At 43.0% G+C, this 26,236-nt stretch carries 26 protein-coding genes, 1 other RNA gene and 1 pseudogene; 7 read left to right on the forward strand and 21 right to left on the reverse strand.

Annotated elements, in window-relative coordinates:
• Positions 1-136: 136 nt before the first annotated feature.
• The 4 genes from PI95_RS02110 to PI95_RS02125 all read right to left on the reverse strand — a co-directional run bounded on the left by PI95_RS02110 (position 137) and on the right by PI95_RS02125 (position 4,362).
• Positions 137-844: a peptidoglycan-binding domain-containing protein gene (locus PI95_RS02110; protein WP_052324731.1), complete on the reverse strand. Its 708-nt coding sequence runs from the start codon at positions 842-844 to the stop codon at positions 137-139.
• Between the two features lie 222 nt (positions 845-1,066).
• The gene (locus tag PI95_RS02115; RefSeq protein ID WP_039738757.1) at positions 1,067-3,076 is read right to left on the reverse strand and encodes a S8 family serine peptidase; all 2,010 of its coding nucleotides are present in this window, start codon (positions 3,074-3,076) and stop codon (positions 1,067-1,069) included.
• Between the two features lie 209 nt (positions 3,077-3,285).
• Positions 3,286-3,684 carry a lysozyme inhibitor LprI family protein gene (locus PI95_RS02120; RefSeq protein ID WP_039738759.1) on the reverse strand — a complete coding sequence of 133 codons (399 nt, stop codon included), beginning with the start codon at positions 3,682-3,684 and terminating at the stop codon, positions 3,286-3,288.
• Between the two features lie 135 nt (positions 3,685-3,819).
• On the reverse strand, positions 3,820-4,362 hold the full coding sequence (locus PI95_RS02125) for a 2'-5' RNA ligase family protein (protein ID WP_039738760.1): 543 nt from the start codon (positions 4,360-4,362) through the stop codon (positions 3,820-3,822).
• A 272-nt stretch (positions 4,363-4,634) separates the two neighbouring features.
• Here PI95_RS02125 and PI95_RS02130 point away from each other — a divergent pair.
• The 5 genes and pseudogenes from PI95_RS02130 (at position 4,635) to queF (ending at position 6,529) form a co-directional block, all read left to right on the forward strand.
• Positions 4,635-4,903 (forward strand): annotated as a pseudogene (locus PI95_RS02130) (YciI family protein).
• Between the two features lie 37 nt (positions 4,904-4,940).
• Positions 4,941-5,037, forward strand: an RNA gene (gene ffs / locus PI95_RS02135) — signal recognition particle sRNA small type.
• A gap of 25 nt (positions 5,038-5,062) precedes the next feature.
• Positions 5,063-5,443 (forward strand): phasin family protein, encoded by a 381-nt coding sequence (locus PI95_RS02140; RefSeq protein ID WP_039738761.1) that lies wholly within the window; start codon positions 5,063-5,065, stop codon positions 5,441-5,443.
• A gap of 115 nt (positions 5,444-5,558) precedes the next feature.
• The gene (locus PI95_RS02145) at positions 5,559-5,981 is read left to right on the forward strand and encodes a hypothetical protein (RefSeq protein WP_039738764.1); all 423 of its coding nucleotides are present in this window, start codon (positions 5,559-5,561) and stop codon (positions 5,979-5,981) included.
• A gap of 137 nt (positions 5,982-6,118) precedes the next feature.
• Positions 6,119-6,529 carry a preQ(1) synthase gene (gene queF / locus PI95_RS02150; protein ID WP_039738766.1) on the forward strand — a complete coding sequence of 137 codons (411 nt, stop codon included), beginning with the start codon at positions 6,119-6,121 and terminating at the stop codon, positions 6,527-6,529.
• A 54-nt stretch (positions 6,530-6,583) separates the two neighbouring features.
• On the opposite strand, the gene PI95_RS02155 is transcribed toward queF, so the two are convergent.
• On the reverse strand, positions 6,584-6,817 hold the full coding sequence (locus PI95_RS02155) for a Nif11-like leader peptide family natural product precursor (protein ID WP_039738769.1): 234 nt from the start codon (positions 6,815-6,817) through the stop codon (positions 6,584-6,586).
• A 245-nt stretch (positions 6,818-7,062) separates the two neighbouring features.
• On the opposite strand from PI95_RS02155, the gene PI95_RS02160 reads away from it, so the two are divergent.
• The gene (locus tag PI95_RS02160; protein WP_039738771.1) at positions 7,063-7,887 is read left to right on the forward strand and encodes a Uma2 family endonuclease; all 825 of its coding nucleotides are present in this window, start codon (positions 7,063-7,065) and stop codon (positions 7,885-7,887) included.
• 27 nt (positions 7,888-7,914) lie between these two features.
• Here PI95_RS02160 and PI95_RS02165 read toward each other — a convergent pair whose 3' ends face one another.
• The 9 genes from PI95_RS02165 to PI95_RS02200 form a co-directional block, all read right to left on the reverse strand.
• Positions 7,915-9,315, reverse strand: a complete 1,401-nt coding sequence (locus tag PI95_RS02165; RefSeq protein ID WP_039738773.1) for a cytochrome c biogenesis protein — start codon at positions 9,313-9,315, stop codon at positions 7,915-7,917.
• Between the two features lie 3 nt (positions 9,316-9,318).
• Positions 9,319-10,059 carry a cytochrome c biogenesis protein CcdA gene (locus PI95_RS02170; RefSeq protein WP_039738775.1) on the reverse strand — a complete coding sequence of 247 codons (741 nt, stop codon included), beginning with the start codon at positions 10,057-10,059 and terminating at the stop codon, positions 9,319-9,321.
• A gap of 80 nt (positions 10,060-10,139) precedes the next feature.
• Positions 10,140-10,700, reverse strand: coding sequence for a Uma2 family endonuclease (locus tag PI95_RS02175; protein WP_039738776.1), 561 nt, complete (start codon positions 10,698-10,700; stop codon positions 10,140-10,142).
• A 77-nt stretch (positions 10,701-10,777) separates the two neighbouring features.
• Positions 10,778-11,980, reverse strand: coding sequence for an FtsW/RodA/SpoVE family cell cycle protein (locus PI95_RS02180; RefSeq protein WP_039738777.1), 1,203 nt, complete (start codon positions 11,978-11,980; stop codon positions 10,778-10,780).
• A 276-nt stretch (positions 11,981-12,256) separates the two neighbouring features.
• Positions 12,257-12,358: a glycosyltransferase gene (locus PI95_RS36620; protein WP_268896632.1), complete on the reverse strand. Its 102-nt coding sequence runs from the start codon at positions 12,356-12,358 to the stop codon at positions 12,257-12,259.
• 47 nt (positions 12,359-12,405) lie between these two features.
• A complete protein-coding gene (locus tag PI95_RS35510) occupies positions 12,406-12,597 on the reverse strand; it encodes a hypothetical protein (protein ID WP_052324732.1) in 192 nt (63 codons plus the stop codon).
• A 69-nt stretch (positions 12,598-12,666) separates the two neighbouring features.
• Positions 12,667-14,076, reverse strand: coding sequence for an ATP-binding protein (locus PI95_RS02190; protein WP_039738778.1), 1,410 nt, complete (start codon positions 14,074-14,076; stop codon positions 12,667-12,669).
• Between the two features lie 11 nt (positions 14,077-14,087).
• Positions 14,088-14,639, reverse strand: a complete 552-nt coding sequence (locus PI95_RS02195; protein WP_039738779.1) for a heme NO-binding domain-containing protein — start codon at positions 14,637-14,639, stop codon at positions 14,088-14,090.
• A gap of 418 nt (positions 14,640-15,057) precedes the next feature.
• A complete protein-coding gene (locus PI95_RS02200) occupies positions 15,058-17,685 on the reverse strand; it encodes a sialidase family protein (RefSeq protein WP_052324733.1) in 2,628 nt (875 codons plus the stop codon).
• Positions 17,686-17,836: 151 nt separating this feature from the next.
• On the opposite strand from PI95_RS02200, the gene PI95_RS02205 reads away from it, so the two are divergent.
• Positions 17,837-19,087: a nucleotide disphospho-sugar-binding domain-containing protein gene (locus tag PI95_RS02205; RefSeq protein ID WP_039738780.1), complete on the forward strand. Its 1,251-nt coding sequence runs from the start codon at positions 17,837-17,839 to the stop codon at positions 19,085-19,087.
• Positions 19,088-19,216: 129 nt separating this feature from the next.
• Here the strand turns inward: PI95_RS02205 and PI95_RS02210 are convergent, their stop codons facing one another.
• The 7 genes from PI95_RS02210 to PI95_RS02240 all read right to left on the reverse strand — a co-directional run bounded on the left by PI95_RS02210 (position 19,217) and on the right by PI95_RS02240 (position 26,215).
• Positions 19,217-19,420, reverse strand: a complete 204-nt coding sequence (locus PI95_RS02210) for a phycobilisome linker polypeptide (RefSeq protein ID WP_039738781.1) — start codon at positions 19,418-19,420, stop codon at positions 19,217-19,219.
• A 246-nt stretch (positions 19,421-19,666) separates the two neighbouring features.
• On the reverse strand, positions 19,667-20,152 hold the full coding sequence (apcB, locus tag PI95_RS02215; RefSeq protein ID WP_039738782.1) for an allophycocyanin subunit beta: 486 nt from the start codon (positions 20,150-20,152) through the stop codon (positions 19,667-19,669).
• A 65-nt stretch (positions 20,153-20,217) separates the two neighbouring features.
• The gene (gene apcA / locus PI95_RS02220) at positions 20,218-20,703 is read right to left on the reverse strand and encodes an allophycocyanin subunit alpha (protein ID WP_039738783.1); all 486 of its coding nucleotides are present in this window, start codon (positions 20,701-20,703) and stop codon (positions 20,218-20,220) included.
• A gap of 227 nt (positions 20,704-20,930) precedes the next feature.
• Entirely contained in the window at positions 20,931-21,209 is a 279-nt protein-coding gene (locus PI95_RS02225) for a hypothetical protein (protein WP_163518522.1), read from the reverse strand.
• A gap of 25 nt (positions 21,210-21,234) precedes the next feature.
• The gene (locus PI95_RS02230; RefSeq protein ID WP_039738787.1) at positions 21,235-24,633 is read right to left on the reverse strand and encodes a phycobilisome rod-core linker polypeptide; all 3,399 of its coding nucleotides are present in this window, start codon (positions 24,631-24,633) and stop codon (positions 21,235-21,237) included.
• 422 nt (positions 24,634-25,055) lie between these two features.
• Positions 25,056-25,505 (reverse strand): SUKH-3 domain-containing protein, encoded by a 450-nt coding sequence (locus tag PI95_RS02235; protein WP_039738789.1) that lies wholly within the window; start codon positions 25,503-25,505, stop codon positions 25,056-25,058.
• Between the two features lie 14 nt (positions 25,506-25,519).
• A complete protein-coding gene (locus tag PI95_RS02240) occupies positions 25,520-26,215 on the reverse strand; it encodes a hypothetical protein (RefSeq protein WP_052324734.1) in 696 nt (231 codons plus the stop codon).
• Positions 26,216-26,236 lie beyond the last annotated feature (21 nt).

Consider the following 26,236-nt stretch of genomic DNA (forward strand, 5'->3'; position numbering starts at 1 on the left):
TAAAGATCCGCGATGCCCAACGATACCCTCGGATGTTCGCGCTTCGCGTCTGGTGAAGGAGAAGCCTGTCCATTTTTGTCCAGGTTCATTCCAAGGGAGAGGTTTTTTATTACGGGTGATTTCAAAGAACCTGATATTACGCCTTCTTCCAAAGTTCAGTAAATCTCTTGTATACATCTGGAGAAATCTGACTTTGTAAGTAATTGAGCGCTCTGTCTTGATGCGTTTTGGCTACATAAGAATTGCACACATCCGTCAGCTTGACTATTGAAGGATTGACATCATTCGTTTGTCGCCACTGGTTGGTAAACTCAATTAAAATGTCTGAGCTTAACTGAGCTTGTAAATAATTTAGTGCTTCCAGATAATTAGGCTTTTTGGGATTCTGTTTGAATTGGATGCAAACATCTATCAGCCTAATATTATTCGCTGGTAAACTTGGTTGACTTAGAAGTGTACGCGCTTGCTTGTCAGCAATACCATTCACCGTCAAACCCTGCTTTTGCTCAAATCTCTTCACCGCTTCATAAGTGTTTGGTCCATAATACGGTTGAGTTGAGGGTATTTGAGCATCAGTGGCGAAACCGAGGCGCTTCAAGTTATTCTGAAGAGCGACGATTGTATCATGCAACACCTTCTTGGTTTGATCGCCAGCAAAGCCATCAGCTTTGAGGGGTGGGTAATCTTGCTGAAACTTTTTGATTGCGGTGACGGTGCGTTCATCTGTCAAAGGATTGTTATTCGTCTTCCAGGGAGGATTGCTACCAGGATTACTCTCAGGAGCGAGGTATCCGAATCCGATTAAGATGTTACGGATGGCTTCATTGCTGTAATTAGTTGCCATGCTTTTTGGTTCCTTGATTACTAAATTACTGATGCTGAAAGCTGGGAAGACCGTTTTAAAGTTTACACCTTCGTAGGCTTTGGCGATCGCACTGATTTCAACTTATGTACATAGATAAAGGTTGATATCACTTTTATTTATGTAGCGATCGCAAACAGAAAAATTGTTGTAAATCCTCTGAGCAAAAAGATTATTCCCAGGATTTACAACAATTCTTTTAACTCAAGAGATTCTCACAACTAATGCATAAGATTGTGGCTGAAGAATTCGGTTAGCACGCACCACAATTTCCAGCTTTCCTGGAGCAACATTAGTCCAAACAATTTGTTCAACATTATTTCGTCGGTCGAAATCTGTTGAGGATGGCGGCATATTCCCGTGTCGCTCCTCACCGTTTGCACGCACAATTAAATCCAAGTCATTTTGAAGAGCTTCACCGGGAAAATCAGTCCATACTAATGTCACCTTCAAAACAGAATTTGAATTGCTGATTTCTACTTCAGTTTTTTCCTCTTCTCCCGTATCAAGTTTTGTGGATTCGTCCTTGAAAGTAACCTGCTCATTATCGTTTCTCGGTCCTACCGTTGCGGCTAAATCAACTCGACCAAATCCTTCTGAGAGGTTGGGAATTTCTCCCGCTTCTGAGGGAACATATTGACCGGCGATGTCTTTAGCTCCATTGATTAACATTGCCTTAACTAGAGCCGCACTTGGTTGGTGATTCTGTTGCAAAAAATACTCTCTCACCACAGCAGCGCAGCCTGCAACTAGCGGTGTAGCCATGCTAGTACCAGCTAGAAAAGCATAAAGGGGGTCTGTGGAGTTACCAAAGAATGAATCAATTCTTGCGTCTCGCGAAAGAGTCGAGAGAATCGCAGTTCCGGGAGCAACAACATCTGGCTTGATTCGCTCATTTTGAGTAGGTCCTCGACTGCTAAAAGCCGCCATCCCATCTGGGTTGTTAGACCAGCCATCCGAGGCGATCGGCTCGGCGGTATAGCGACCCAAAACACTATATGGTTTTGATTGGTCTGGTCTGTTATTTTCAGAGGCTCCAACTGTAATACAATTCTTTGCTGTTCCGGGTGCGGCGATCGTTTTATTATCAATCACGCCGTTGCGATCTGTGTCAGAGCCTTCGTTACCCGCAGCAAAGCAGATAACCATGTCTCGATGTTCCCAAACAAATTGGTCTACTTGTTGAGAATCCACCGTATATTGTCCGCGTGTTGCCGCTCCCCAAGAGTTTGTATGAACGCGGGCTGCATCATTATCGTAAGGTTGTTTGAATAAGTTGTTCAGATCGTCCGGAAGTCCTCCCAAACCTCCTCTGGAATCGAGAACTGATTGCAGCACCAGCTTGGCTTTAGGAGCGGTTCCCTGAATCGGACCCCCCATTGTGTCAGATTTCCCATCGCCCAAAACCGAGCCAGCTACGTGCGTACCGTGTCCTTGAGGGTCATTAGCGGTTGACCGTCCTAAGGGGTAAAGCTTAACTACTCTGTCTGTAAAGGCAGGATGAACGTCTGTGGTTGAACCTTTGTCAAAGCCAGTGTCGGCTATAGCGACAACTTGACCTTCTCCTTGCAAATTGACTGTGCTGTGTGTCTGGTCTGCTTTGAGCACTTTGAGAGCTACATTATTGAAAAGTTGCCGTGGCACGTTTTCTTCAATGTGTCGCACCTCGTCTATTTTTGCCAACTCTTCGAGATATTGAGGTTGAACCGAGAGTTTTATTGAGTTGCTACTAAATTCTAGATCGCTCTTGTTTAATCTTGCAGCTGTAGCGATGCGATCGCGCAACTTCTCATCGATGGCAACATTATTATGAAACACCACTGTCACTTGTTTTGGCTGCCGCAACAGTGATATGTCAGCAGTTTTTATCGCTAACAGATTCGCTGTATCATTTTTGCCTCCTATTACCAACTGAGGCGCAATTTTGAAGCCTTCTAAATAAACATTCGCCCACTCAACAAAAGGCAAATCCCGAATTGCATCCAAATTAGAAGGATTGTAACGACAAATGTAAGTATTTTCTGGTACAAATTCCAGAATTTCTGCACCTAACTCTGATAGCTGACTTTTTTGCTCGCGGTTTAACGGTTGAGTCGATTGGATGAGAATATAATTTGATTTGGAACTGTCAGCACTAATTAGATTAGCAGAGATTATTGCATTTCTCTGAGCATCTGGATCGATTGATATACCGTTGATAGTTATCTTAGCCATAGTTTTCTTTGCCTCTTCATCTGAGATGGTTTATCCAAGCATTCTTATCTCTGCTTAGATTATCAGAATTAAATACTTCTTCAAGCCTCTCGATTCCTGAAACAGATTTGTGCAAACATGCGAAACACTCTTCTTCGTAGTGAGCGGTGAACCGCTCATATCTTCGCTTTTAAGGGCTGAAGCCCTTACTACAATTACTCTCAAATTAATTACCGAGAAGACAGATAATCTTGTAAATCTTTTGTACGTTGTTTTGTCAGCCTCTCCAAACATCCGTTACGAAAGATTTCATAACCTGTCCCACCACGAGAGCTATATACTTCAAAATTGCAGTTGTTATCGCGAAACTTAATCCATGACTGCTGTCCAGTAGTTAATAACTGCTTTGCCTCACTGCTTAAGTTGGAAACGACTTGCTGATAAACTTGATTGAGTTTTTTATCTGCGGCTTGGTAAGATTGTTGAGAACAAAATTTCAATTCTGGTGTTGATGTCGCCTTAGAGCAATTAATTGTTCGTGTTTGAGCAATACTCGGCAAAGAAATTACTAAAGTTGATAACGGTGCGATCGCCACCAAGACAAATGTGCTAATTAATCGTTTATACATAGAGCAGATTCCCATATAAAAGCTCGCTTTTACGGAAATTATGTTTATTACCAGCGATAATTATTTTCGTTCTCAGTATAAAGCCCTACATCTTTGTTAGAGAAAATTTCCAAAAGTCTTAAGATTTGCAGTTAGCTAAGACACAAAAGAAAACTCAGTTTTGACATTCCACCGCTTGCCATCGTGAAGCAGTAACGTCAAGCGATCGCACTTGAACTCAAAATGTAACTCTCGTTTCTCAAATTCTGTCCAAGCGATTTTAAAGTTTTGCTTTGTTAAGTCGCGAAAAGCTACCGTCATGTGGGGAGTAAATGAGCGGCTTTGAGAATTTTTATCAACAATTCCTAAGTTACTTTCTACATACGCCATTAAATCAGCTTGCAAATCCATCAATTCTGGAGTTTGCACAACATCAATATAAATGACGCGGGGAGCAAATGCCGCAAAGTTATGAAGTGTGACGGGTACTGACTCTCGCCTACTGGCAAATTTCTTAAGAGAATCTTCTAACAATGATACGTTGCTATCTGCCCATTCAAAAGGCGGTTGTAAGGTGATATGCGGTGGAGATTTTTGTGCCCCACTACTAGCATAGCGATCGGCGAAGTGCTGTTTAATTTCGTTGGCGCAGTCTTGAATGTGCTGCGGCGGTAACAAAGCCACAAAAAAACGACTCATACGATTTTAGGCGTTGCTGAATTGAAAAAGGTATCTTAAATTCTTACTCTTTGCGCCTTTGCGACGGCAGTTGCTTCAAGCCGGGAGACCCGTCCAACGCACTGCCTCGCCTTTGCGTGAGATAAATTCATATCTGGATTCAGCAACGCCTGATTTTAGATTATAGACTATAGCCGCCAATGATGATACTATCTACGCTTTTGGGATTTGAGATGATGAAAGTACTGCAACGCCTAAATATTAGAAACGAAAATTCCAGAGTAAGCAAGTAAATGCCTTGGTTTGTGAAGATTGAAGAAGGCAAAGTCGATAAAAACATCTTTGACCAATACGTACCCGCGATACATTGCTTATGTTCAAGATTTGATAGCCAAAGGACACAAAGCGCGATCGCTCATACTGGGCTTCTATGGGAGGCGGTATGCTGCTATTTGAAGCTGCTTCAATGGATGAGGCAAAAGCGATTGTCGCTCTCGAACCCTTGGTAGAAAACGGCTGCGTCAATTACCAGCTTTACGAATGGCGAATTGTAGTTGAATAACACACATCTACGAGATAAGTGTGTTATGATTGTTTGTGACCTGGATCTATGCGACTGCAACGCCCAAATCTTGTCAGAACCGGAAGGTAGCAGCAATACGGGATGCTTGTAGTAGGCGTAGTCTCCGGGTCGCCCCATTTTTAGGAGCGCGGCTCTGCAATGCCTGGTTTTGGAGATATTGTTCAAAAAGCTTTTTACCTCGGTGTCGGGTTAGCTTCTTACGCGGGTGAGAAAGCAGGGGGAAAATTAGCCGAACTGCGATCGCAAGTCCAAAAACTGGCTGATGAAATGGTTGCAAAAGGCGAAATGAATACAGAAGAAGCCCGCCGCTTTGTCGAAGACATGATGAAGCAAGCTCAACAGCAACCGGCATCTGATGCTACCGCCCCAGAAAAACCCGCCTCGGAACCGCGCCGCATCGAGATTCTAGAAGACGATGAGCCTACCGTCAAACAAGCATCAACTGACAATGTTGATGGCTTGCGCGATCAAGTGCTAGAACTGCAAGAAGAGTTAAGACGACTGCAACGCGATAAGTAGTTATCCGGAAACGTTGTAAATCATAAATTAATATATATTTCTCAGGGTGTATTATAGTGCTGATAGCCATTTAGCACGAAGCGTCCTGTAAAAAGCTAGTAAGGGCGTCAATTTTATGGAAAACTGGCAAAAAGATATCGCGGAAATGATGGAAACGGTTGCAGATGAAGTAGATCGCTTCTTCCTGGGGATGGGTGAAATGGTTGATGCTTTTTTTGAGCTAACCGAAGAAATTACCGACCAATTACAAAATACCATTGGCGTTGAGGTTGACCAGTATTTACAAGATTTGGCTGAACCAATTTTAGAAGTATATTGGGAACTCGAAGAAGTTGTTAGCGATGTAGATCCAGCTTTTCCTTATTCAGTTGAAGCCTCACCACAACAAAATCCCGCTTGTATTGGTTGTCGTAACTACCACGGTCAAGTTTATGGTGGTAACTTGCTGGTTTGTGCGATGCATCCTCAAGGATATGAAGATGAGACTTGCCCAGACTGGGAACAGCAAGATTTAGGATTTAGAGACGAGGATTTTTGAATCAGGGACGCTTGGATTAGTCCGTAGGGTGCGTTACACTACGTTAACGCACCACATAAAATTATGCGCCTAACGCAGCCGACATCAATTTAATGTTTACTTTATAAATGATTTTTTAAAGTTAAGCTATTTATTTTATGAGTAACTTTTTACCAGAAACTGCATCTGAGTCAAGCCAAGAAATGAAGTATGGGGAACGCGAGATTGCGTCAGGACAATTAATTACATTTCCTAATCCGCGTGTGGGCAGGCGATACAATATTAATATTTCTTTACCGGAATTTACTTGTAAATGTCCATTTTCCGGCTATCCTGATTTTGCGACGATTTATATTAGCTATGTGCCGGATGAGCGAGTGGTGGAATTAAAGGCGTTAAAGCTTTACATTAATAGTTACCGCGATCGCTATATTTCCCACGAAGAATCTGCAAATCAAATTTTAGATGACTTTGTTGCTGCTTGTGACCCGTTAGAAGTTAATGTCAAAGCAGATTTTACACCACGCGGTAACGTGCATACCGTCGTTGAAGTGCATCATCAGAAATAATAAAGGGCGGGGTAAAGAGCGCCCGCCCGTAGTAAGATAAATATTTTCTCTTCATTACCTAGGATTAATGTGATATCTAGGTGCTATACCTGGATTGACAATGGCAGCTAACTCTTCTTCAGACAATTTACTAATTTCAGTCTCCAGTTCTTCAACTGTAAAATTATAGCCATGCTCTTTAGCAATCTTAATGAAAGCTTCTGGGTTAGATGCTGCCTTGATTTTTTGCTTTAATGCTTGATCGAGTTTTACGGCTTTGAAAAGTTCCGCTGCGTTTTTCTGTGCCATAACAGTCTTTCCTGCTTAAAATCTGAGATTAAAATGTAGTTATTTAACTCTTACGGCGATCGCGCTCATCCGGCTAATAGAGTTATTAACTTAGGGTTACATATTTTTATCTTGAAGCAAACAAGAGAATGTATGATTGATTTTGACAAAAGTTTACCTATTTCAGTAAGAAGGCTCACACTGTCTGTCGTTGAAGTGCATCATCAAAAGTCGTAAGATAAACGCAGTCGCTTATAAATGCCGTTATGGTTTTACTAACCACACCCCAACAGCAAACTCCTCTAGTGACTTGGGAAAAACTCCCAGACGACTTTATTCTCCCCGACGATGCAGTGGAAAATATTCCACAGCCTCCCTTAGCAGCAGCGCTGACAGATGCTTTAGGTGCTGCAAATCGCATTCAAACGGAGATGCTGATAGCAGCGAATTTTGGTATTGTTGCCAATATTAATAAAAAAACAGTCGTCAAAGCACCAGATTGGTTATATGTACCGCGTGTATTATCCGTTGGTGCGGGGGTAATTCGTCGCAGCTACACACCGAATATTGAAGGTGAAGCTGTGGGTGTGGTGATGGAGTTTCTTTCAGACACCGATAACGGAGAATATTCGGTTCGTCCCACTTTTCCTTATGGGAAACTATACTTTTACGAGCGGATATTGCAAGTTCCCACTTATGTGATTTTTGATCCTTATGAAGCTACGCTTGAAGTGCGTCGTTTGGAAAATAATCAATATATTTTACAGGAACCTTCATCAGGAGGCTTTTGGATTCCTGAGTTGAAATTATTTTTGGGAATTTGGCGGGGAACTCGTTTAGGCTTAAATATTAATTGGCTGCGATGGTGGGATGAAGCGGGTAATTTGCTGTTGTGGAGTTCCGAACAAGCAGAAGCAGAACGTCAACGTGCTGAAGCAGAACGTCAACGTGCTGACGAAGAACGTCAACGTGCTGAAGAAGAACGTCAACGTGCAGATAATGCGATCGCTCAATTTGAAGCTGAACGTCAGCGTAAAGAAGTCCTCGCGGCAAAGTTGCGGGAATTAGGTATAGATCCAGATGCAGAGTAAGGTGAGCGATCGCTTCCTTGAGCTATTTTAGCTAATCTTTTCTGTGAGAATGCTAGGTTCCTCACTTGAAGTCGGTGAATTTAATTGATCTAAAATATCCAAAACCTCTTGTTCAAAAGCAACTTGAGCGCGATTAGTTTTACCACCCACATATAAGCGATCGTCTTTTTGCAAAGCCCAAATTTGTGAATGAGAAAAGTAACTCATCACCACACCCAGCATCAACAAAGCAAATCCAGCATAAACAATCGGAATACCTGGATCTGATTTAATTTGCAAGCCAGTGCTACCAATGACATCAAGAACTTTTAACGTCACGCCATTAACTTCCGCTGACATGCCGGCACGCATAGTATTAATTAGTTTACCAGTTGAATCGTAAATTAACAACGTTTTTTGCAAGTCTCTTGCTAGCAGCGAGACACCTGCACTTAAATCGGGTTTTGTGGGAATCCAAGTGCCCCAAATGCGTCCGCTATTCTTAGTGTTAAGTTGCGTCATTGGTAGCTCAAAAATCGGACTTTTGTTAATTCGGACGCGCACAGCAGCGATACCCCAATCAGTTTGGTAGAAAGTTATGCCACGATAACGCAGAGGTTGATTAACAAAAATCGTCTTGCGGTCAATTTCCTTTCCTTGACTGTCTAAAACAGACAAATCTGAGTAAAATTGGTCAATTCCACCTTTAGGAGTGTAATCAATCCAAAAACGATTGACTTTGACAGACCAATCTTTGGAAATTGACGCGGCTAAAGGTCCGGCATCTATAATATTTTGCACCTGAAATGTATCGCCACTAGCAACCATTTCTTGTGCCATCAAACCAGTCATTGTGCCCCAAATTGCACCCAAAAGAATAGTCACCATGCCAATATGAACTATAATCGGTCCGATGCGTCCGACTATGCCTTTACGGGCATAAAGAATATTATCTTTTTCTGGTTCGGAAAAAATCTTGTAGCGACGTTTCTGTAAAAGTGGAGTGAGGGAAGATAGGGAACCAGTTTCTAATTCAGCACTTAAAGCGAGTTTTTGAAATTGTCGCGGTTCTTCGTAAAATTTCCAACGACGGGCTGCTTTTAACGCTGGTAACTGACGGGTAAAAGTACAGGCAGTTAAGCTGGTACCAAATAAAATAAGTAATGAGAGAAACCACCAAGTACGATATACGTGGTCTAAACCGACTACCTGAATTACTTTCCAAGTTAGGAAACCAAATAAAGCCGGGTGTTCGGGGTAGTTTGCTTGGTAAAATGCGTGTGATTGACCTTGTTCTATGACTGTGCCGGTGATGCTAAAGAGTGCGATCGCTAGAAACATCACAATTGCCAATCGTAAATTTGTCAGCACAGGTAAAAATTCTTGCCGGAAAAACCGCCCAAATGCTGACCACGAATTTAATTGTTTAGAAGTATCATTTAAAGTCATTGATTAAAAGTTTCCTAGAGGAATTCGAGACATTAAAGAAAAGACACCAAATCCTACCAACAGCACTCCACTAACTGGATTAATCCAACCAGACCAGCGACGCACTTCTAGCAACTTCTTAATTGAAGCTGTAAAAGTACCCGCCAAAATCAAGGGTGCTACATAACCTGCTGTATATGCAAGCAGCAAAACCGCGCCTAAAACTAAGTCTTGCGTACTTGCAACCCAACCCAGCAAGCTACCTAAAACAGGTGTACTGCAAGGAGAAGCAACCACACCAAAAGTCAAGCCAATTAAATAAGAACGCAATCCTTGGGGTAATTCTTGAGAAATCCACTCTGTACCGCCAAAAGAGGGGAATTGCAGAGGTAATGCTTCGAGTAGGTTCAGCCCCATGAGAATTGCGATAATACTAACTATAATTGGTAAACCAATTCCCACTTGACCGTAGACTTTTCCTACCATAGCTGCTATAATACCCAGCCCAGCAAGTGTGGTTGCTAATCCGAGAGAAAACCAGGTAGACTGGGCAGCAGCTTGCAGACGGCTTTTTGCCTCATAACCGCCAATATAGCCGATAGTTATAGGCAGCATCGAAAGCATACAAGGTGTCAGGCTAGTCAGCAAGCCAGCAAGAAAAATTACACCGACGCTGAGTAAACTGAGGTGCGTTAGTTGGTTAGAAACGAGGGTGTTAGCGAATTGTTCTAGTTGGTAAAGTCGGGTTTGTAGGTTTTCAAGCATAAGGTAGATAGAGCGAAAAATGCTTACTCTGCTTGAATTTTAGCGTAATTATCCTATTTCAAACAGTGCCGCAGCAACCGTCAAGCTAATAGTTCATCAATAATTAGACTAAAGCCTGAAAGAACTTGGCTGCTAACAGTTTCTCCAAGAGTTAATAATAAATGTTTTTCCGAAGTGATAATGATAATCCATAACGTTTCCGGATAGATAAGCCAAACTTCTTGACAACCTGATTCTAAATATTCTTTTGCCTTCGCAAATAATTCTTCACCGCTATCATCAGGTGAAGCAATTTCGGCAATTAACGGAAAGCTTTGGGGTAGAGAAGTTGCATTAGCATATTGCGTCAAGAGTTCTGGAGTCAAGTAAGAAACATCAGGACGACGACCTTGTTTATTAGTTCGACAAAGCGCTTCGGTGTAGACTTCTCCACCTTGACCGCTGGAGAGTATATGATTTCTCCAGTAATAACTTAATCTAGCTTGAGTTTGACTGTGCCGTAATGTCATACCTGTTTTCTCAATAAGTTGACCATCAACCCATTCCATGTTTTCTAAAGGATGATTGAGAAAATCTTCTAAAGAAAAAACTTTCGGTTGTGGTGATGTCGTTTCTTGAATTTGTTCAGTAGAAGTTAGCATTGCTGTTTTCTCGCTTCAGATATTATTAATTATAAAAATTGTAGTAAGCGCTTTAGCGCTAAAACGCTTACTACGATTTAAACTTTTGTTTTCGTAAATAAACGACGCTTGCGCCGATTTTCAGATTGTTCTCCTCGCAGTGGTACAACTTCAGCTTCGTTACTTTCGCGTGCTACTCTAATTAATAATCCAGTTGCTAATAAACTAGCAATCATGGAATTACCACCATAACTAAACATCGGCAAGGGTAAACCGGTTGTAGGCAATGCACCAGTGGTTACACCAATATGCAGAAATGATTGTCCAACCATCAAAATTGTTACACCGATCGCTACTAATCGATGTACTGGATTTGTCGCTTTCAGGGCAATAATTAATCCCAGCGTGGCGAATATACCTAAAATTACTAGCAAAGTTATACCGCCAGCAAAGCCGAATTCTTCTGAGAATACTGCAAAAATAAAATCGGTGTCCTGAATTGGTAAATAAAACAGCTTTTGTTGTGAAAGCCCAAATCCAGTACCCCAAGTTCCTCCAGAACCCACTGCCAGCAAGCTTTGCACTAGTTGGTAGCCATCCCCGGTTGCATCCGCCCAAGGATTGAGAAAGGACATTACTCGCTTGCGCTGATACTCTTTGATGCTAATACTGAGAACTGCCAAAAGTATCCCACCAACTGCTGTTCCGCCCAAATATTTATAAGGTAAACCACCCGCTAAAGCAATTAACCAAATTGTCATACCGCAAAGTGCGGTTGTACTTAAGTTAGGCTGCGCTAAAATTCCGAGAATTACTAAACCAAAAATACCCAACCAGGTAAAGCGAACTCGCCAAGTTATTCGTTCCCACTGACCAAAAAGCCGCGCACTTTGCAGCACTAAAAAGGGTTTAATTAATTCAGAAGGTTGAATGGGAATTGGACCTAAAGCTAACCAGCGAGATGCGTCAAAAGCTTTTCTTCCTAATCCTGGTATCAGGGTGACGAAAATTAATACCAAAAACAAAAAGACAAACCAATGGGATATTCCTAATATCTTCCGCAAAGGTAAATTAACAATGATGTTTAATATTATTAATGCCACGAACACCCACATTAGCTGACGCTTAAAGTAGTACAGTCCATCATTATGACGAGCGTCGGCTACGGGATAGGATGCTGAGAACAGCATTATCAACCCGACAAACAGCCAAATCAATGTTAACCAGCGCAACAACCGCGCTTCTAAAGCCCAAGTGGAGACGGAGTTATCAAAAATTGGTATCAGACGGCGTAATTTCACGTTCGGTACAGGTATAAAGTTAGGAAAAACGGTAGAGACGTTTTGGTGCAACGTCTGTACAAAAGTTAGGAGTGAGAAATATAACTTTGCTCCTCAAAACTTATAACTCATAATGTGGTGTACTGCTTGCACAGCACCGTTGATATAAGATGGCAATGGCTTTTTTTCAGGTTCTATTCGGTCTAGAAGCATTTTAACGGTGTCTATAGCACTCTGAATATCTTGCACCCAGTAACATTTGCGCTTCTGTTTTGTCTTGGCGATCGCACAATCGCTCTAAGCGATCGCTACTAACGGTACACCCAAAGCTGCACACTCGTAAACGGTATTGTAACCTGCGCCGCCTACTACTACATCAGCTACGGCGATCGCATTCAATTCCCGGATGGTGAGATATCCACAAATCCTGACAATTAAGCGGACAATCAGCGGCTAAAATTCTGACTGCACCCCACCGGAAATTCTTGATGTAGTTTTAGGGCTATTTCTGCAAATAAAGGCAATTCTTCAGCTTGACCGGCACAACAAACGACGATAGTTTTTATAGTTTCGTTCACTTTCACTCCTATGCGATCGCCTGCTGCTTGATAAATGCGATTTTTTTGCTCTGGTGTCATCCTTCAAACATTCCTTCGCAAATAAAAAGAAGACGTTTCATTTAACATTAAAGCAGGTTATCAAGCATTCTAATTTATTGCGGAAGTTTTCAGTGCTTGGTCGATTGATAAGGGAATCTCTATACAAAATTCCGCTCCCTGTCCGGGTTGTGAGATGCATTTAAGTTTTCCCTTGTGTTTTTCAACTACAATTTGATAACTAATTGATAAACCTAAACCTGTACCTTTACCTACAGGCTTAGTTGTGAAAAATGGATCGAACAGTCGTTCTTTAACTGCCTCTGTTATTCCCAAACCATTATCAGCAATTCGGATAACCACATTTTTTTCTATAACTTCTGTAGTAATTGTAATTTTGAGTAAATTTACTTTAAGTTTTGAGAAATAGCGTTTATTATAATCTTCTAAGGCATCAATTGCATTACTGATAATATTCATAAATACTTGATTTAGTTGACCAGCATAGCAATCTACTAAAGGCACATTTCCGTAATTTTTAACGACCTCAATACCAGGAAAATCAACTTTTTGCTTAAACTGATTCTGTAAAATCAGCAAAGTACTATCAAGTCCTTCGTGAATATCAACTTTTTTCATCTCTGCCTCATCCAGACGAGAAAAGTTGCGTAAAGACAAGACAATTTCCGAGATTCGTTCGGCTCCTACTTTCATGGAATTTATAACTTTGGGCAAATCATCTATTAAAAAATCTAACTCAATTTTTTCAATATAATTTTCAATTGCTGGCACGGGATGGAAATAAAATTTTTGGTAAAGCTGCACAAGCTGCATTAGGTCATTAGTATAATCGTCAATATACTTTAAGTTCCCGTAAATAAAGTTGACTGGGTTATTAATTTCATGAGCCACTCCCGCAACTAATTGTCCTAAACTAGACATTTTCTCTGCTTGGATTAATTGAGCCTGGGTTTGCTGTAATTCCTTGAGAGATTGTTTCAATTTTTCAGCTTGTGCTTGAGCAATTTGAGTGAGTTCATTTTTTATTTGCAGCGCTTTTCGTAGTTCTGTTGTTAACTTTTCCGCATCAGCTAAAGCAGTATTTTTAGCTTGCAAAAGAAAGAGAAAATCAGCTATTGGATCGTGTATCGCAAAGTCTTTAAGTTTGATACCAAGAGGAGCGAGGCTAGCTGTATCAGTAATCCAGGGAGAACCTAGGAAAAATATTACCTCTTGCTCTTGTTCATACATCATTTGACCTTTGAGATGCATTTCGTTGTGGAGGAACTCTAATATGAAAAGCGAGCGAGAATGCTTTTGAATAGCATCAAAATCAAAGGTAATTTTGGGACGATTGATTTCAAAATGCTGCTCAATCAAATTACCAATTAATAATTTGGGACTTAAGCGTTGTAAAATATCACCAGCTTGGATGATTTCTCGATTGCGGTTAAATACAAAGTGGAAAGGAAAAGCTTTTGCAAACAACTCTGGTGAAAGACTTAGGTGAGGAGAAACCATGCACAAATCGCTCATTTTGGTTTATACTTGACTAAAAATTTGTCATCGTCATTCCCCTCATCCCGACTGTGGGTTTGAGTAACATCAACTTCTGTATCAAACCTGGTTCCTAATCCCTTGACTAAACCAATAATCATTGGAGTTAGCCCTTCTCTGGTCGAGCGATAGTGTAAGCTTAAAGAATCTTCCTCCATCTCACTACACTCAAAAGATGGAGGTGTAAGCTTGGGAAAGCTAATTCCTACACGAGCATGAAGATTATCAAGATTTTCTAAAAATTCTGGCAGTGTATCTCCACTCATATCCATCATTTCGCCATAGCCTTCTTCAGCGGTATACTGAACCCAGAATTCTCCAAAGGCTTGCATAATTTCTGAGGAAGATAAACCCAAAACAAGACTAGCAGCTTTTACCAATTTATGAGTGAGGTCATCAGGATAGCCTTCCATACTGATGAAAACTTCTTCTGCAACCTCAGCTTTTTGCTTAATTTCTTTCCAAGTCTCTTCCCCAAAGCGATCGCACACCATATCTTGAATCGCTTTGTTTACTAATCCATACATGAAAAACTCCTGTTGCTGTAGTCAATCTTCAACAATTTAATGCTTTACAGCATTTATTTAAATTGCAAAGTTTTATCTTGCAGGTTTGTCAAAGAAAAACAAACATACAAACTTGCTGCTATTCTAATGCTTTAAGTTAGGATGGATGCATCCGTATTTTCAACATTTCGCTTCATTTACAGCTAGCGATAGTTATTGGTTAATTATTTCTAGCAAATTTAATTATTAAGTTATATAATGTTCGCGCTGATTAAGAATAATAAAAACACCACAATTTTCGTAGAGACGTTCCACTGGAACGTCTCTACAATATACACCGAAGTCTGTACAATATGTGTGATTTGCCAGAAATAATAGAAGTAAAGACCGATGGTTTGTACTGGGTATAAAAGATGAAATTATTCATCCTTTAGATATATCACGTCGAATTACGCCTTGGTCTGACATTGGAGTTAAAACCCTCACCATACATAATGCCACGACCTAGCAAACCGGCATAAACGAGGTTAGGCGATCGCATATCACCTTCCAAATAAGTCAGTCCGGTAAATTGCTGCAAATTCGGGTTACTAATCGCAATCCAGCTTTTACCCATGTTTTCTGATTTGTACATTGTATCTTTGGTTGCGCCCTTTACCCGCCCAAATATGTAAATATACGGCTTCGCATCCGAGGAACCCTTACCAAAAGTCATGAACTCGCAGCTATCCACCGATGAAACAGCACTAAAAGTCTTACCGCCGTCTAAAGAGCGGTACAATTTGTTACCGTTGACATCTTCCTGATTGCGAGAAAAGCTCATCCAGACATCACCTTTCTTCGTGGGATTGGGAACGATCGCCGGACGAACTAGCCATGTAGGAAAGTTGTTAGATGCGCCTTTTCTCCAGTTTGCACCGCCGTCGTTACTGTAGTAAAATGTCCAGCCGTTGAAGTAATAAAATGTTTTACCTTGTGGATCTTGGCGATCGGCTGCCAAAATATACGCACTCAGCCAGGGAGAAATACTATTAGCCCAAGCCTTCGGTAACGCTTGATAGTGAATATGGTCGTTGTTATGCGGATCGTAAGGTTCTGGCTTGGGGTCATGGTCTAAAGAACGCGCTAACTGCCACGTTTTCCCGCCATCTATGGTATAATGCACCCAAGGTCCCCAAGTCGGTGCCCAAACCATGTTTTGCGGGTTTGTCGGCGACATGGCAATCTGACCACCCATTGCGGCGACTTCTTCGGTAGCAGATTTGTCAGCTTTCCATAAATTCTCTTTGGGTATAGACTCGAACGCCTTCCACGTCTTACCGTTATCGCTAGTCATACCGTGAATTGACCAGAAAGCCTGCCACTGATGAAAGCCAACAAAAGCAGCGTAATCGGGTTTTTTGTAAGCATAATCCATGCCTGTTGCCCCCGCTACGTGGGGAAAGGGCTGCGGGTAAACTTTCCAATCAGGGTTTGCCCATTTGTACCACGGGCTGACTTTAACGCCCTCTGGGTCAATTTTCGCAGTTGGTACTAAGTTGCGGTTTTCATGGCGAAAGCCGATCATATCTTGCACCGCACTCAATAAATCGGCACCTCCTTGTGCTTTCGGCTTCGGGGGAACGCGCAAAATATTTACGTCGAGTTCTTCCAAATTGTTCATCAGCCATTTATAAGCTGGGTTGGCAGCGGTAACATCATCTGTACGCGCTACACCCCAACCGTTTGTCCACCAGACTTGTTTGGGATTGCTGGGGTCGATGACTGCTACTGAAGCGCCGGTTCCAGCGTAGGACAGGTAGTAACCGGGTGCAGAAGAGTTAACTGGATCTTTGGGATTATTGGCATCATATGCACCCATGTACATAGTTTGCTTTTTCCAGTTTTTCCCACTGTCGGTAGACCGATATACGAACTTGTCGGAAATTGCCATCACCGTATTTGCTTGATTTGCTTGGACGGTGACGGCTGAATAAACTTTGTCTGTACCGTCAGGAGTGATGTCTGTCCAAGTTCCGTTTTTGTACTGACGAACGCCGCCGTTGGCTTTATTTCCGTTGTTAGCGGTGGTGCCGAAGCTAACATAAAGTGTACCATCAAAGGCGATCGCACTCCGCAATGGATCGTTACCGCCTGCTATGTTACTCCAAGATACACCGCCATTTGTACTGCGCCATACACCACTACCATGAACCCCAACATATATAATTTGGCTGGGATTGTTCAAACTACCGCTGTTTTTGTCAAAAGCGACAAATGTAAAACCGGGTATATCTTCATTGTCAGCTCCATCAGGGTTTTTATATGCTGGTAAGCTGCTAGGATCTGGCAGTCCACCCAACACGCGAGTCCACGCTTCTGTTTCTTTTTTCCACAAACCATCTCTGCGAGAAGCGTACAGAAGCAATCCAGATTTATTCGGATCGACTGCTAACCGTTCACCTGTATCGGAACGGTAAGCTTTGGCTGGACCGACGAAGATATTGTTTTTCCCTAAATTTGTGGATTTCCAACTTCCTCCCTGATTGTCGGAAACCATCACCTCGCCAGCATATTTGTATTGCATCCTACCATCACCAGCTTTAAAGCTAGAATTTCTATGGTTTACTACTATATAAATGCGCTTAGGTAGTGTAGGATCTATGGCGATGCTTTCTACTCCGATTCCCCCTTTAGCAAAGTTGGTGTCAAACATATCCAAGAGGGGAAGCCATTGATTTGTTTGCCGGATGAAGCGGTAAGCACCACCGATATCTGTGCGGATGTAGACATTATAAGGTGATTGGGGAGCGATCGCTAAACCGGTAACGTAGCCCATACCCTGAATATTGACACTCTTCCAGTTAAAGAACTGTCCGTTATTTGATTTTGCAGGCGATCGTGATTTCGTTTGCGTGATTTGATTTTGCAGTTGTGATTTAGCTTTCAGTTCTGATTGGGTCTGTACTATAGACTCTTGTCCGCAAGCATGTAAGGCTAACAGTAGCAGTGCCGTGCATACGACCAGCAGCAGAAAACTCAGTCTGCGTATTTGATGCGCTGAACGTAGTTGACGGAAAGCGTTCATAACTCAAATCCAAAATCTTAAGCTAACGTGCATTTTTATATTTATCTTTTCAAAGAGAGTAAAATCCGTCAATCATGTCTCAACCCCTCACCCCAAAAGTTAGTTTCTTATTTCAAGCACGCGCATTGCTTACTACGTAAGAGGTAAAATAGTGAGTCGAATAGTTGTAACCACAATCGGTTCTCTTGGCGATCTTCATCCGAAAATAGCGATCGCGCTCGAATTGCGGCAACGCGGTCATGATGTTGTGTTTGCAACCCACAAAGAATATCAAGCTAAAATTGAAGCTTTGGGATTTGAGTTTCACCGGATGCGTCCTGACAACACCGCGCTCAACGATCCTCAAGAAATGGCACGGGCAATGGATTTGCAAACAGGCTCAGAATATATCATCCGAAAATGGATTTGTCCGAGTTTGCGTGAAATGTATTCCGACTTGATGGACAGTGCAAAGAATGCAGATTTTATCTTTGCTGGTGAAGGAGTCATTGCAGCTCCATTAGTAGCAGAAAAATTAGGAATGCGATGGGCATCAAGTGCTATGGCACCGATCTCGTTTTTCTCCGTTTATGACCCGCCGGTGTTAGCTCCATTTCCATTTTTAGCTAAACTGCGTCGGTTTGGTGCGATCGCTAATCGGGGAGTCATCAATTTTGCCAAGCTTGTCAGCAATTCTTGGGCTGAACCGGTTCATCAACTTCGCCGTGAACTCGGATTATCGGCACTTAAGGGCAATCCCTTTATTGATGACAAGTTTTCACCCTATCTTGTTCTTGCTTTGTTTTCTCCTGTCTTGGCAAAACCCCAACTCGATTGGGTTGCAAACACAGTTACGTGCGGCTTCACATTCTATGATGGCAGCACAGAACTAACACCGGAACTGAAGCAATTTTTAGATGCAGGTGAACCACCGATTGTTTTCACCCTCGGTTCAGCCGCAGTGATGGACCCAGGTAACTTTTATCAAGAAAGTATTCAAGCCGCAAAACAGTTAAACCGTCGCGCTGTCCTGTTGATTGGTAAAAATACGCCGCCAGAGAATCTTTCAGAAGATATTCTAGCTGTTAGCTATGCTCCATACTCGCAAATTTTTCCTCACGCTTGTGCGATCGCCCATCAAGGAGGTATTGGTACGACAGCTCAAGCGTTACGGGCAGGTCGTCCCACCCTCGTAATGCCCTACAGCCACGACCAACCGGACAACGCAGCACGAGTCGAACGCTTGGGAACTTCCCGCACCATTTCCCGCAAGCAGTATTCAGCTTCACCGACTGCAAAAGAATTGCGTGAATTGTTAGATAATCCCAGCTATGCAGCAAAAGCAACGCAAATCAAACGCATTATCCAATTAGAGAATGGTGTTTGTGTAGCGTGCGATCAAATTGAAAAACAGCTTAAATAAGCCCCTGTCTCCAACGTAGTAAGCACTTTAGTGCTTAAAATAAGCACTAAAGTGCTTACTACATAAACAAAAAAGAGGTCATCATTGACCTCTTTGCAACTCCCTACAATAATTTTTGTTATATAGGAATTACAGTAACCCAGTATTGACGCCTTGCTTGCCAGTTGCTAGCTCCACCTTGACGATTTTGCCGCCCATTTTCATAATGCGCTGCTGTTCGCGAAACCAGTTGTCATAAGGAACCAACTTGGTGAAGTAGGTATTTTGCAGTTCGCGTTGAGTGCGAATGCGAGTTTGACTGGGAACGCAAGCGGTAATTTTAAACATCCGCATCGGGTTAAATCTCCTGTATCTTTGGTGAAAACTTTTTTATGTCTAAAAAATGGGAGTGTATTTTTTACGCAAATCTTTAAATTAATCACTCCAAGGCTGGAAATCAATCATCAATACTAGACAGTTAACACTCATCACTCCAAATATTTAAATTTAAAAAGACAAGCGAAATAACTTTCTAGCACTCACGATTGATTTCCAGACCTTAATCAAGCCGCACCTAAATCATTAAGTGCTGACTAGCTCTTAGCTCAAGCCAGAGGAGATATAGTCGAAGTAAACGCCCATTTCCTTACCGGCGTCAGGACCTACCAAGCTAGCAGTTACTTCCTTCATTGCTTGGATAGATTGCACGGTTGCACCAACGGGTACACCCAAGGAATTGTAGGTTTCTTTCAAGCCATTCAACACACGCTCATCGAGGATGGAAGGATCTCCAGCCAACATAGCGTAGGTGGAATAACGCAAGTAGTAGTCCAAATCGCGGATGCAAGCAGCATAGCGACGGGTGGTGTACATGTTGCCACCGGGACGGGTGATGTCAGAGTACAACAAGGACTTTGCTACAGCTTCCTTAACGATCGCCGAAGCATTAGCGCTGATGCTGGTAGCAGCACGAACGCGCAGTTCACCAGTTGAGAAGTAGCCTTTTAGTTTCTCTAAAGCAGAGGTATCGAGGTACTTACCTTGAACGTCTGAAGAGTTAATGACAGCGGTAATTGCGTCTTGCATGTTGTTAATTCCTTATTTCCAACCGTATTGCAATTGTTTTGTTTCCACAGAGAAACAAGTTCAACCTATTGCATTGCACCAACTAAGTAGTCGAAGTAAGCGCCAGCTTCACCAGCATCTTCACTTGACAACAAAGAGGCAGCTGCATTCTTCATTGCGGTTACGCCTGAAGCAACAGCGTCAATGGGAGTTCCCAAAGACTTGTACATTTCGCGAACACCGACAACACCGATTTCTTCGATGGGGGTTACATCACCAGAAACAACTCCGTAGGTGATCAGGCGGAGGTAGTAATCCAGGTCACGCAGGCAAGTAGCGGTCATTTCTTGACCGTAAGCGTTGCCACCGGGAGATACAACATCAGGACGCTTTTGGAACAGTTGGTCACCAGCTTGCTTAACAATCCGCTCGCGGTTGTCAGTCAAAACTTGAGCGATGCGAAGACGACGCTCACCACCTGTAACAAAGCTCTTGATCCGATCCAGTTCGCCAGGGCTAAGGTAGCGGGCTTCTGCATCAGCATTCACGATAGCTTTCGTGACGATACTCATGATTTGGATTCCTCCAGTACTAATGAAACCAGAATTTGATTAAACTGGTGCGACTTTTTGGATTGACTGAGTTTTTCTCGTTTTCTTAGACAAAACACTTGCAAAATTGTTTGTCTTGTGCTAGGAATTTCGAGTTGACTTGGGTAAATAGAACTACACAAGCCGTAAAACTCAGATACCTTCCGCAAAATATTTTCGGGCATTATGTTGAGCAATTATGACTGCTCTTAACACTTTGTAATATTTATTTTCAGATTTGCAGTCGCACAAACAATCTGAAAGCTTTGTTGCGAAAGGTTGGGAGGGGAGTGGAGAGGGGGGGATGGGGGGATGGGGGGAGGGGGGAGACAAGGAAGAGGGGGAGCCAGCGCGTTGCGGAGGTTCCCTCCGTTGTAGCGACTGGCGTGGAGACAAGGGAGAAATTTCTCCTTGTCCTCCTTGTCCTCCTTGTCCTCCTTGTCCTCCTTGTCCCCCTTGTCCCCCTTGTCCCCTTGTCCCCTTGTCAAGAAAGTCCCCCAGTCCCTCTAAGCGCTACCTAGCACGTCCGCCGGTTATAACAGACGGTGACAAGCTAGACCAGGATTGTTTCACCAAGTCAGCAGCCGCTTGCACGCTACCGAGGTAGTTACCCGCAGGTAAAGACGGGAAGCGTGGGTAAGGCACCACGTCTTCACCAAAGTAACGAGCGTACTCTGGACTTTCCACCATCGCCACTACAGCGGCTTTTAAACCGCCATCAGCCAGCAGCTTGTTATAAGTGCGTATTTCCGCCTGAGTAGCTGGTGCGCGTCCCAATAGGTGACGGAATAGGAATTCAATCACTTTGGTGTTGGGATAAGGCGTATAGAAGCGCTTACGATAGATTTCTGAACTAGCTAGATCGCGCACAAACTCGCGCACGGAGATTTCCCCGTTTCGCAGTTTGCTTTCCAAGTCAGAACGGCGGAAGTAACCAGGAACCTGACCGCTAAAGACATCCAATACCTGACAGTAAATGGAGTCCATCACCTGCTGCATTTCTGCTTGACCCGTTCCTACAGTCATGCGGTAAATACGGGATGGTTTGCGACGGGTTGTACCGACACCAACTTCCACCGACTGTCCGCGACCGTCGTTGAAGGAACGACCGAGTTCGATAAACAGCGGTTTGGTTTTGTCGATATCGCGAGTTCTCGCCGCCAAATCTGCGATCGCCTTGCCCAAAAGCGGCATTTTCGCCACATCCATACGCGGCTGCACTGTATCAAAGCTGGGCACAACCACATCATCGTTTTGCTTGGTGAGTTGGTTGTACAATTTCTGAGAGTTCGGATAATTCGCCGCCGGCAATGTTAAGAAGCGGTTGTAAGGCACTGTATCTTCACCAAAGGCTTGGAGATACTCAACACTGTTCACCATCGCTCCAATAAAGGCACGCAGCCCTTGACTTGCCAGTATCTGGTTATACTTGCGGATTTCCGCCTGGTCTAATGGCGCACGACCTAAGAAGTGCTTGGTTCCCAGTTCAATTACCTTGGTGTTCGGATAAGGCGCGTAGAATTCTTTTTGGTATAGACTGGAACAACCTAAACCTTCGATGAATTCCTTAACGTTAATTTCCCCGTTACCCAGTTTGCTTTCTAACGCCGTAAATTCGTTTTTCACGATGTATGGAGCAATATCGCGCTCGAAAATCTGACGGTAGGCAGCACCAATCGCTGTTTTCACAGCAACTTTATCGTTAAGACCTGCTACCAACTTGAAGACTTTCGTTTGTTCGCGCTTCTTGCTAACACCTTGGTTAATGCGGGACTGAATTTCTGGTTCTGAGCGAGTTTCGACAGCACCGAGTTCGACAAAGCGCGGCGCTTCTTCCTTGTCAACTCTGCTACCGACGTCTTCGCGAATGCTACCAACGCGCAGTTGTCGCAGGGAAACACCTTGAGGAGTCAGATAACGTTCGTAAGGAACTGTATCTTCACCAAACGCCTCGCTGTACTCCGGACTGTCAATAATCGCATCTACAAGCGCGTAGAAGCCCTTCTTAGAACAGATATCGAAGTACTTGTTGTTTTCTTGACGACCGTAGGTAGGACGACCCAACAAGCGACGGTGGATGTATTCGATCGCCTTACACACATAAAGCGAAGTCCAGTACATTTTCCGGAACAGATCCGACTTCGCCAAAGCACGGATAAATTCTCTTACAGAAATTTCACCGTTTTCTAGCTTAATTTCTGCTACTTTCAGCCGCTGACCTTCGTAAACATCGCGACCGAAAACTTGCAGGTAAGCACCTTTAATTAGTGCTTGGGTAGAGCTTTCCGAGTATTTTACACTGACACCGCTTGGTGACTTTTTGCCTCTTGTGCCGGGTAGCTGATCTAACCTAAACACTTTCGGACCCAGCGTACCGGGGAATTCACCACGCGCTTTCGGATTGCCATTTTGGTTAGAAATACCGGGACCATTGTGAATCAAAATCCGCTTGGTATCTTTACCAAAAGGCGCCGGACGAGTGCTTGGGTTGCGAGTTTCTTTCGGGAAAATCGCTCCAAATTGAATTTCCAGCGGATCGTTACCAGAACCGTAGGGATGTTGATCTGGTAGTGGCTGTTCGTAGTCAGCGAATGTCGTGATAAACTGAGGTACTTTGCGGAAAGGCGCACTGTAATTTAACAGGTCTTGCTGCGGTCCCCAGTTGCGACATTCTTGAGCTTCTTGACCCAGACCGCGCAGGTATGGTACTGTTTCTTCCCCAAAGTAGTCAGAATATTCCTGAGAATCTACCAAAGCATCGACTAAAGCAGATAGACCGCCATTGGAAATAATCGAGAAGTAATCTTGTACTTCTTCGCGACTACTCGGTCCGCGTCCGAGGAAGTGACGGAATGCCAATTCTAAAGCGCGGCTGTTGATAAAAGGCTGATAAAACTGTTTTTGGTAAAGCGGAGATTTGCCAAGGCGTCGGACAAACTCTTTCATCGAGATTGTACCGTTCTTCACCTGAGATTCCAGGTAAGATATCGACTGACTGTAAGCACGGGTAATATCGCGCTCAAAAATTTGCCGATAAGCCGCTTTGACTACTTCATTTTTTTCGCCTGCGCTTAATCCCGGCTTCATGACAAACTTGGGTCTACGCTCTGCCGCATTAAAGTAAATTTGGGGCAGTTCTAACCCTTGTTGGTCGCTAGAGGGACGTTGGCGCAGTTTATTTGATGGGGTGGGTGCTTTGAATTCGCCTAGCAAAACATCCATGTACTGAGTCACAATATCTGTTGCCTCAGCATCCCTACGGAAAAAGGAAAGCGATGCTAGTTTGATTTCTTGCAAAGCAACAATGGTCGCTTCACCGGAACAAGCGTTTTCAATTATTTCCCGCAGCCCCCGTGTATTCACGGATATGATGTTCGGGTCGCCTGCAACGATCGCATAAGTCGCGTAGCGCAGAAACCACGATAAGTCCCGCAAGCTCTTAGCCATATTGCTAGGACCATAACGGGAAATGTTGATTGGTCTAAAACCTGGAGGTGTCGCACCACCACCGCTAGGCGAAGAGTTAAAAATGGAACGTAAATTTTCCAGGAATCCGCCACGAGTTTCCACGTAGGTGACGGTTCCTAATTTCATTCCCTCTCTAACATCCATTCCCCCAGCAGCAACAGTCTCTAGTTCTGGTTCTTTGAGCTTTTCTAAGAAAGCCATTGGCGAACCACCGACAAAAATACGGTTGGCGGCTCGTGAGACAATAATCTCAGAATTGTCCGTGAGCGTCTGGGCAATTTCTAAACGCTTTGCACCAGATGCAAAATAGCTTTCGAGTTCCTTCAGTTCGCCGGTTCCCAAAAAGCGGTCTTGCTGTTCCGCTTGGGTAATTGTTGACAAAGCTAAAGTTTGATATAGTTGCGGACGCGCAACTGAGCTTCCACCACTTGCCTTAACACTCATCGGATTTCTAAAACTCCCATCATAATTATTTATGTGTTAAGTCTGGGTTCGTTTGCAGCTTGACACATCGGTGTGGTCATGCACTTCCGTGCCACCTTCAAAACTGCCAAAAAAATTTAACCCATTCAGCTTTTAGATTAGAACGTTTTGCGGCGTCTGAGCGTATTTATTAAGAAGTGTGTACAATCTGTAATCTTCAAGCGTCTGGTTCGCAAAGTGGATGGCAGGCGTCTGTGAGAGAAAGTCTAAGTTTTGTGTCGGGTTGGGGACTGGGTACTGAGTTATTCGTTTAGGGGCTTCAGCCAGTGGCTGAGATATTAGATGCTCCTCAGCTTAACCACTATTTTCGTCAACAAAATGCTGGCTACTTAACCAATATTTTCGTGTTTTTATCGATGCTTTTTCACGTCAAAGTTTTGGTATCAGGGTACTTCTGGCATATCCCGTCCGCTGCAAAGAGCTTCAATGGCATCAGTTCCAGAGTCGCCAACATGAATCAGCGTGTCGTCATAGCCTGCGTATACTTTACCATCTGGAGCCATTACGACAGTCATGTGATAGCTGAAAGCCTCACCGATTACGCAGAGCGGGGCACTTACCCGTTCACTATACTCTTCAACCCTTTCTGGATAGATGTGTGCAGCAGCAACAGTCGGATTGATGTAGAATTCGTCTTTTTCGTTTTTGACGCGGTAGTGTGGATATACTACTCGCAAACCCCCAAAACGTTTCAAAAAATCCAATACAACCTCATCAAGGGGATAACCTTCTAACTTCAAGCTTTTCTCATATTCGCTTGTATCCACACAGCGGTTTTCGCTCCATCCAGCCTGCTGTAGCCATGTTCTTGTTTCTGCTGAAAATGCTGTCATAAAATGCTTTTTGCTTAACCACTTTTTTCGTCAACTTCTGAATGATTGTTTCTATTTAGGTATTCTTCATACAGTTCAAAAAATCTTTGTAGGGCTTCATGCTCATCTATAGAGTAAAAGAGAATTATCTTAGACCATGACTGACCTGTCTTAATGCCATATTTTTCTTCAATCCATGATTGAAAACCTGAAAATTCGCTTTCTGGCTTAGTTGGGGGTACACCAACTTCTCTTCGACCCAGACTGTATCCTCGCAAAAGCATATCAAGCTTAGTAATTGAGCTAGTTCCTAAGAACATACCTGGTCTCTTCTTTATGCCCTTTAAAATCTCGTCATAAATATCAAAATCAGAAAACCTTGAATTGTTTTCAGTAGCACTATATTTTTCTTTACATTCTTGAATTTTGGAAATATCTTTCAGTTTTATAAATTCCTCAAATAGTTCAAAAAATCTATAGAAGGCGCTCCTCTCACTTCCACAGCCAAATATAATTATCCCAGACCATGATTGACATACTTGAGTTTTTGCTCTTTCTTGTATCCAATCTTGAAATCCTTCAAATCCAGAAATTTCTCGATCCAATCCCAGATATATTGGAGCATCTAAATACCCATTTAAGAATGAATGAAGACAAGTAATTGATGGCTTGTCTATGTACATGACTGGGTTATCTTTTATCTCTTGGAGAAGTCTAGATAGATTATTCATATTGATTACCTCCACTTGAAT

This window comes from Hassallia byssoidea VB512170 (assembly GCF_000817785.2).
GTDB classification, from domain to species: domain Bacteria; phylum Cyanobacteriota; class Cyanobacteriia; order Cyanobacteriales; family Nostocaceae; genus Hassallia; species Hassallia carrinoi.

What these genes read in the sequence shown, in the direction of transcription:
- PI95_RS02110 (WP_052324731.1), bottom strand. Translation starts at nt 844, where the DNA reads ATGGCAACTAATTACAGCAATGAAGCCATCCGTAACATCTTAATCGGA.
- PI95_RS02115 (WP_039738757.1), bottom strand. Translation starts at nt 3,076, where the DNA reads ATGGCTAAGATAACTATCAACGGTATATCAATCGATCCAGATGCTCAG.
- PI95_RS02120 (WP_039738759.1), bottom strand. Translation starts at nt 3,684, where the DNA reads ATGTATAAACGATTAATTAGCACATTTGTCTTGGTGGCGATCGCACCG.
- PI95_RS02125 (WP_039738760.1), bottom strand. Translation starts at nt 4,362, where the DNA reads ATGAGTCGTTTTTTTGTGGCTTTGTTACCGCCGCAGCACATTCAAGAC.
- PI95_RS02140 (WP_039738761.1), top strand. Translation starts at nt 5,063, where the DNA reads ATGCCTGGTTTTGGAGATATTGTTCAAAAAGCTTTTTACCTCGGTGTC.
- PI95_RS02145 (WP_039738764.1), top strand. Translation starts at nt 5,559, where the DNA reads ATGGAAAACTGGCAAAAAGATATCGCGGAAATGATGGAAACGGTTGCA.
- queF (WP_039738766.1), top strand. Translation starts at nt 6,119, where the DNA reads ATGAGTAACTTTTTACCAGAAACTGCATCTGAGTCAAGCCAAGAAATG.
- PI95_RS02155 (WP_039738769.1), bottom strand. Translation starts at nt 6,817, where the DNA reads ATGGCACAGAAAAACGCAGCGGAACTTTTCAAAGCCGTAAAACTCGAT.
- PI95_RS02160 (WP_039738771.1), top strand. Translation starts at nt 7,063, where the DNA reads ATGGTTTTACTAACCACACCCCAACAGCAAACTCCTCTAGTGACTTGG.
- PI95_RS02165 (WP_039738773.1), bottom strand. Translation starts at nt 9,315, where the DNA reads ATGACTTTAAATGATACTTCTAAACAATTAAATTCGTGGTCAGCATTT.
- PI95_RS02170 (WP_039738775.1), bottom strand. Translation starts at nt 10,059, where the DNA reads ATGCTTGAAAACCTACAAACCCGACTTTACCAACTAGAACAATTCGCT.
- PI95_RS02175 (WP_039738776.1), bottom strand. Translation starts at nt 10,700, where the DNA reads ATGCTAACTTCTACTGAACAAATTCAAGAAACGACATCACCACAACCG.
- PI95_RS35510 (WP_052324732.1), bottom strand. Translation starts at nt 12,597, where the DNA reads ATGACACCAGAGCAAAAAAATCGCATTTATCAAGCAGCAGGCGATCGC.
- PI95_RS02190 (WP_039738778.1), bottom strand. Translation starts at nt 14,076, where the DNA reads ATGGTTTCTCCTCACCTAAGTCTTTCACCAGAGTTGTTTGCAAAAGCT.
- PI95_RS02195 (WP_039738779.1), bottom strand. Translation starts at nt 14,639, where the DNA reads ATGTATGGATTAGTAAACAAAGCGATTCAAGATATGGTGTGCGATCGC.
- PI95_RS02200 (WP_052324733.1), bottom strand. Translation starts at nt 17,685, where the DNA reads ATGAACGCTTTCCGTCAACTACGTTCAGCGCATCAAATACGCAGACTG.
- PI95_RS02210 (WP_039738781.1), bottom strand. Translation starts at nt 19,420, where the DNA reads ATGCGGATGTTTAAAATTACCGCTTGCGTTCCCAGTCAAACTCGCATT.
- apcB (WP_039738782.1), bottom strand. Translation starts at nt 20,152, where the DNA reads ATGCAAGACGCAATTACCGCTGTCATTAACTCTTCAGACGTTCAAGGT.
- apcA (WP_039738783.1), bottom strand. Translation starts at nt 20,703, where the DNA reads ATGAGTATCGTCACGAAAGCTATCGTGAATGCTGATGCAGAAGCCCGC.
- PI95_RS02230 (WP_039738787.1), bottom strand. Translation starts at nt 24,633, where the DNA reads ATGAGTGTTAAGGCAAGTGGTGGAAGCTCAGTTGCGCGTCCGCAACTA.
- PI95_RS02235 (WP_039738789.1), bottom strand. Translation starts at nt 25,505, where the DNA reads ATGACAGCATTTTCAGCAGAAACAAGAACATGGCTACAGCAGGCTGGA.
- PI95_RS02240 (WP_052324734.1), bottom strand. Translation starts at nt 26,215, where the DNA reads ATGAATAATCTATCTAGACTTCTCCAAGAGATAAAAGATAACCCAGTC.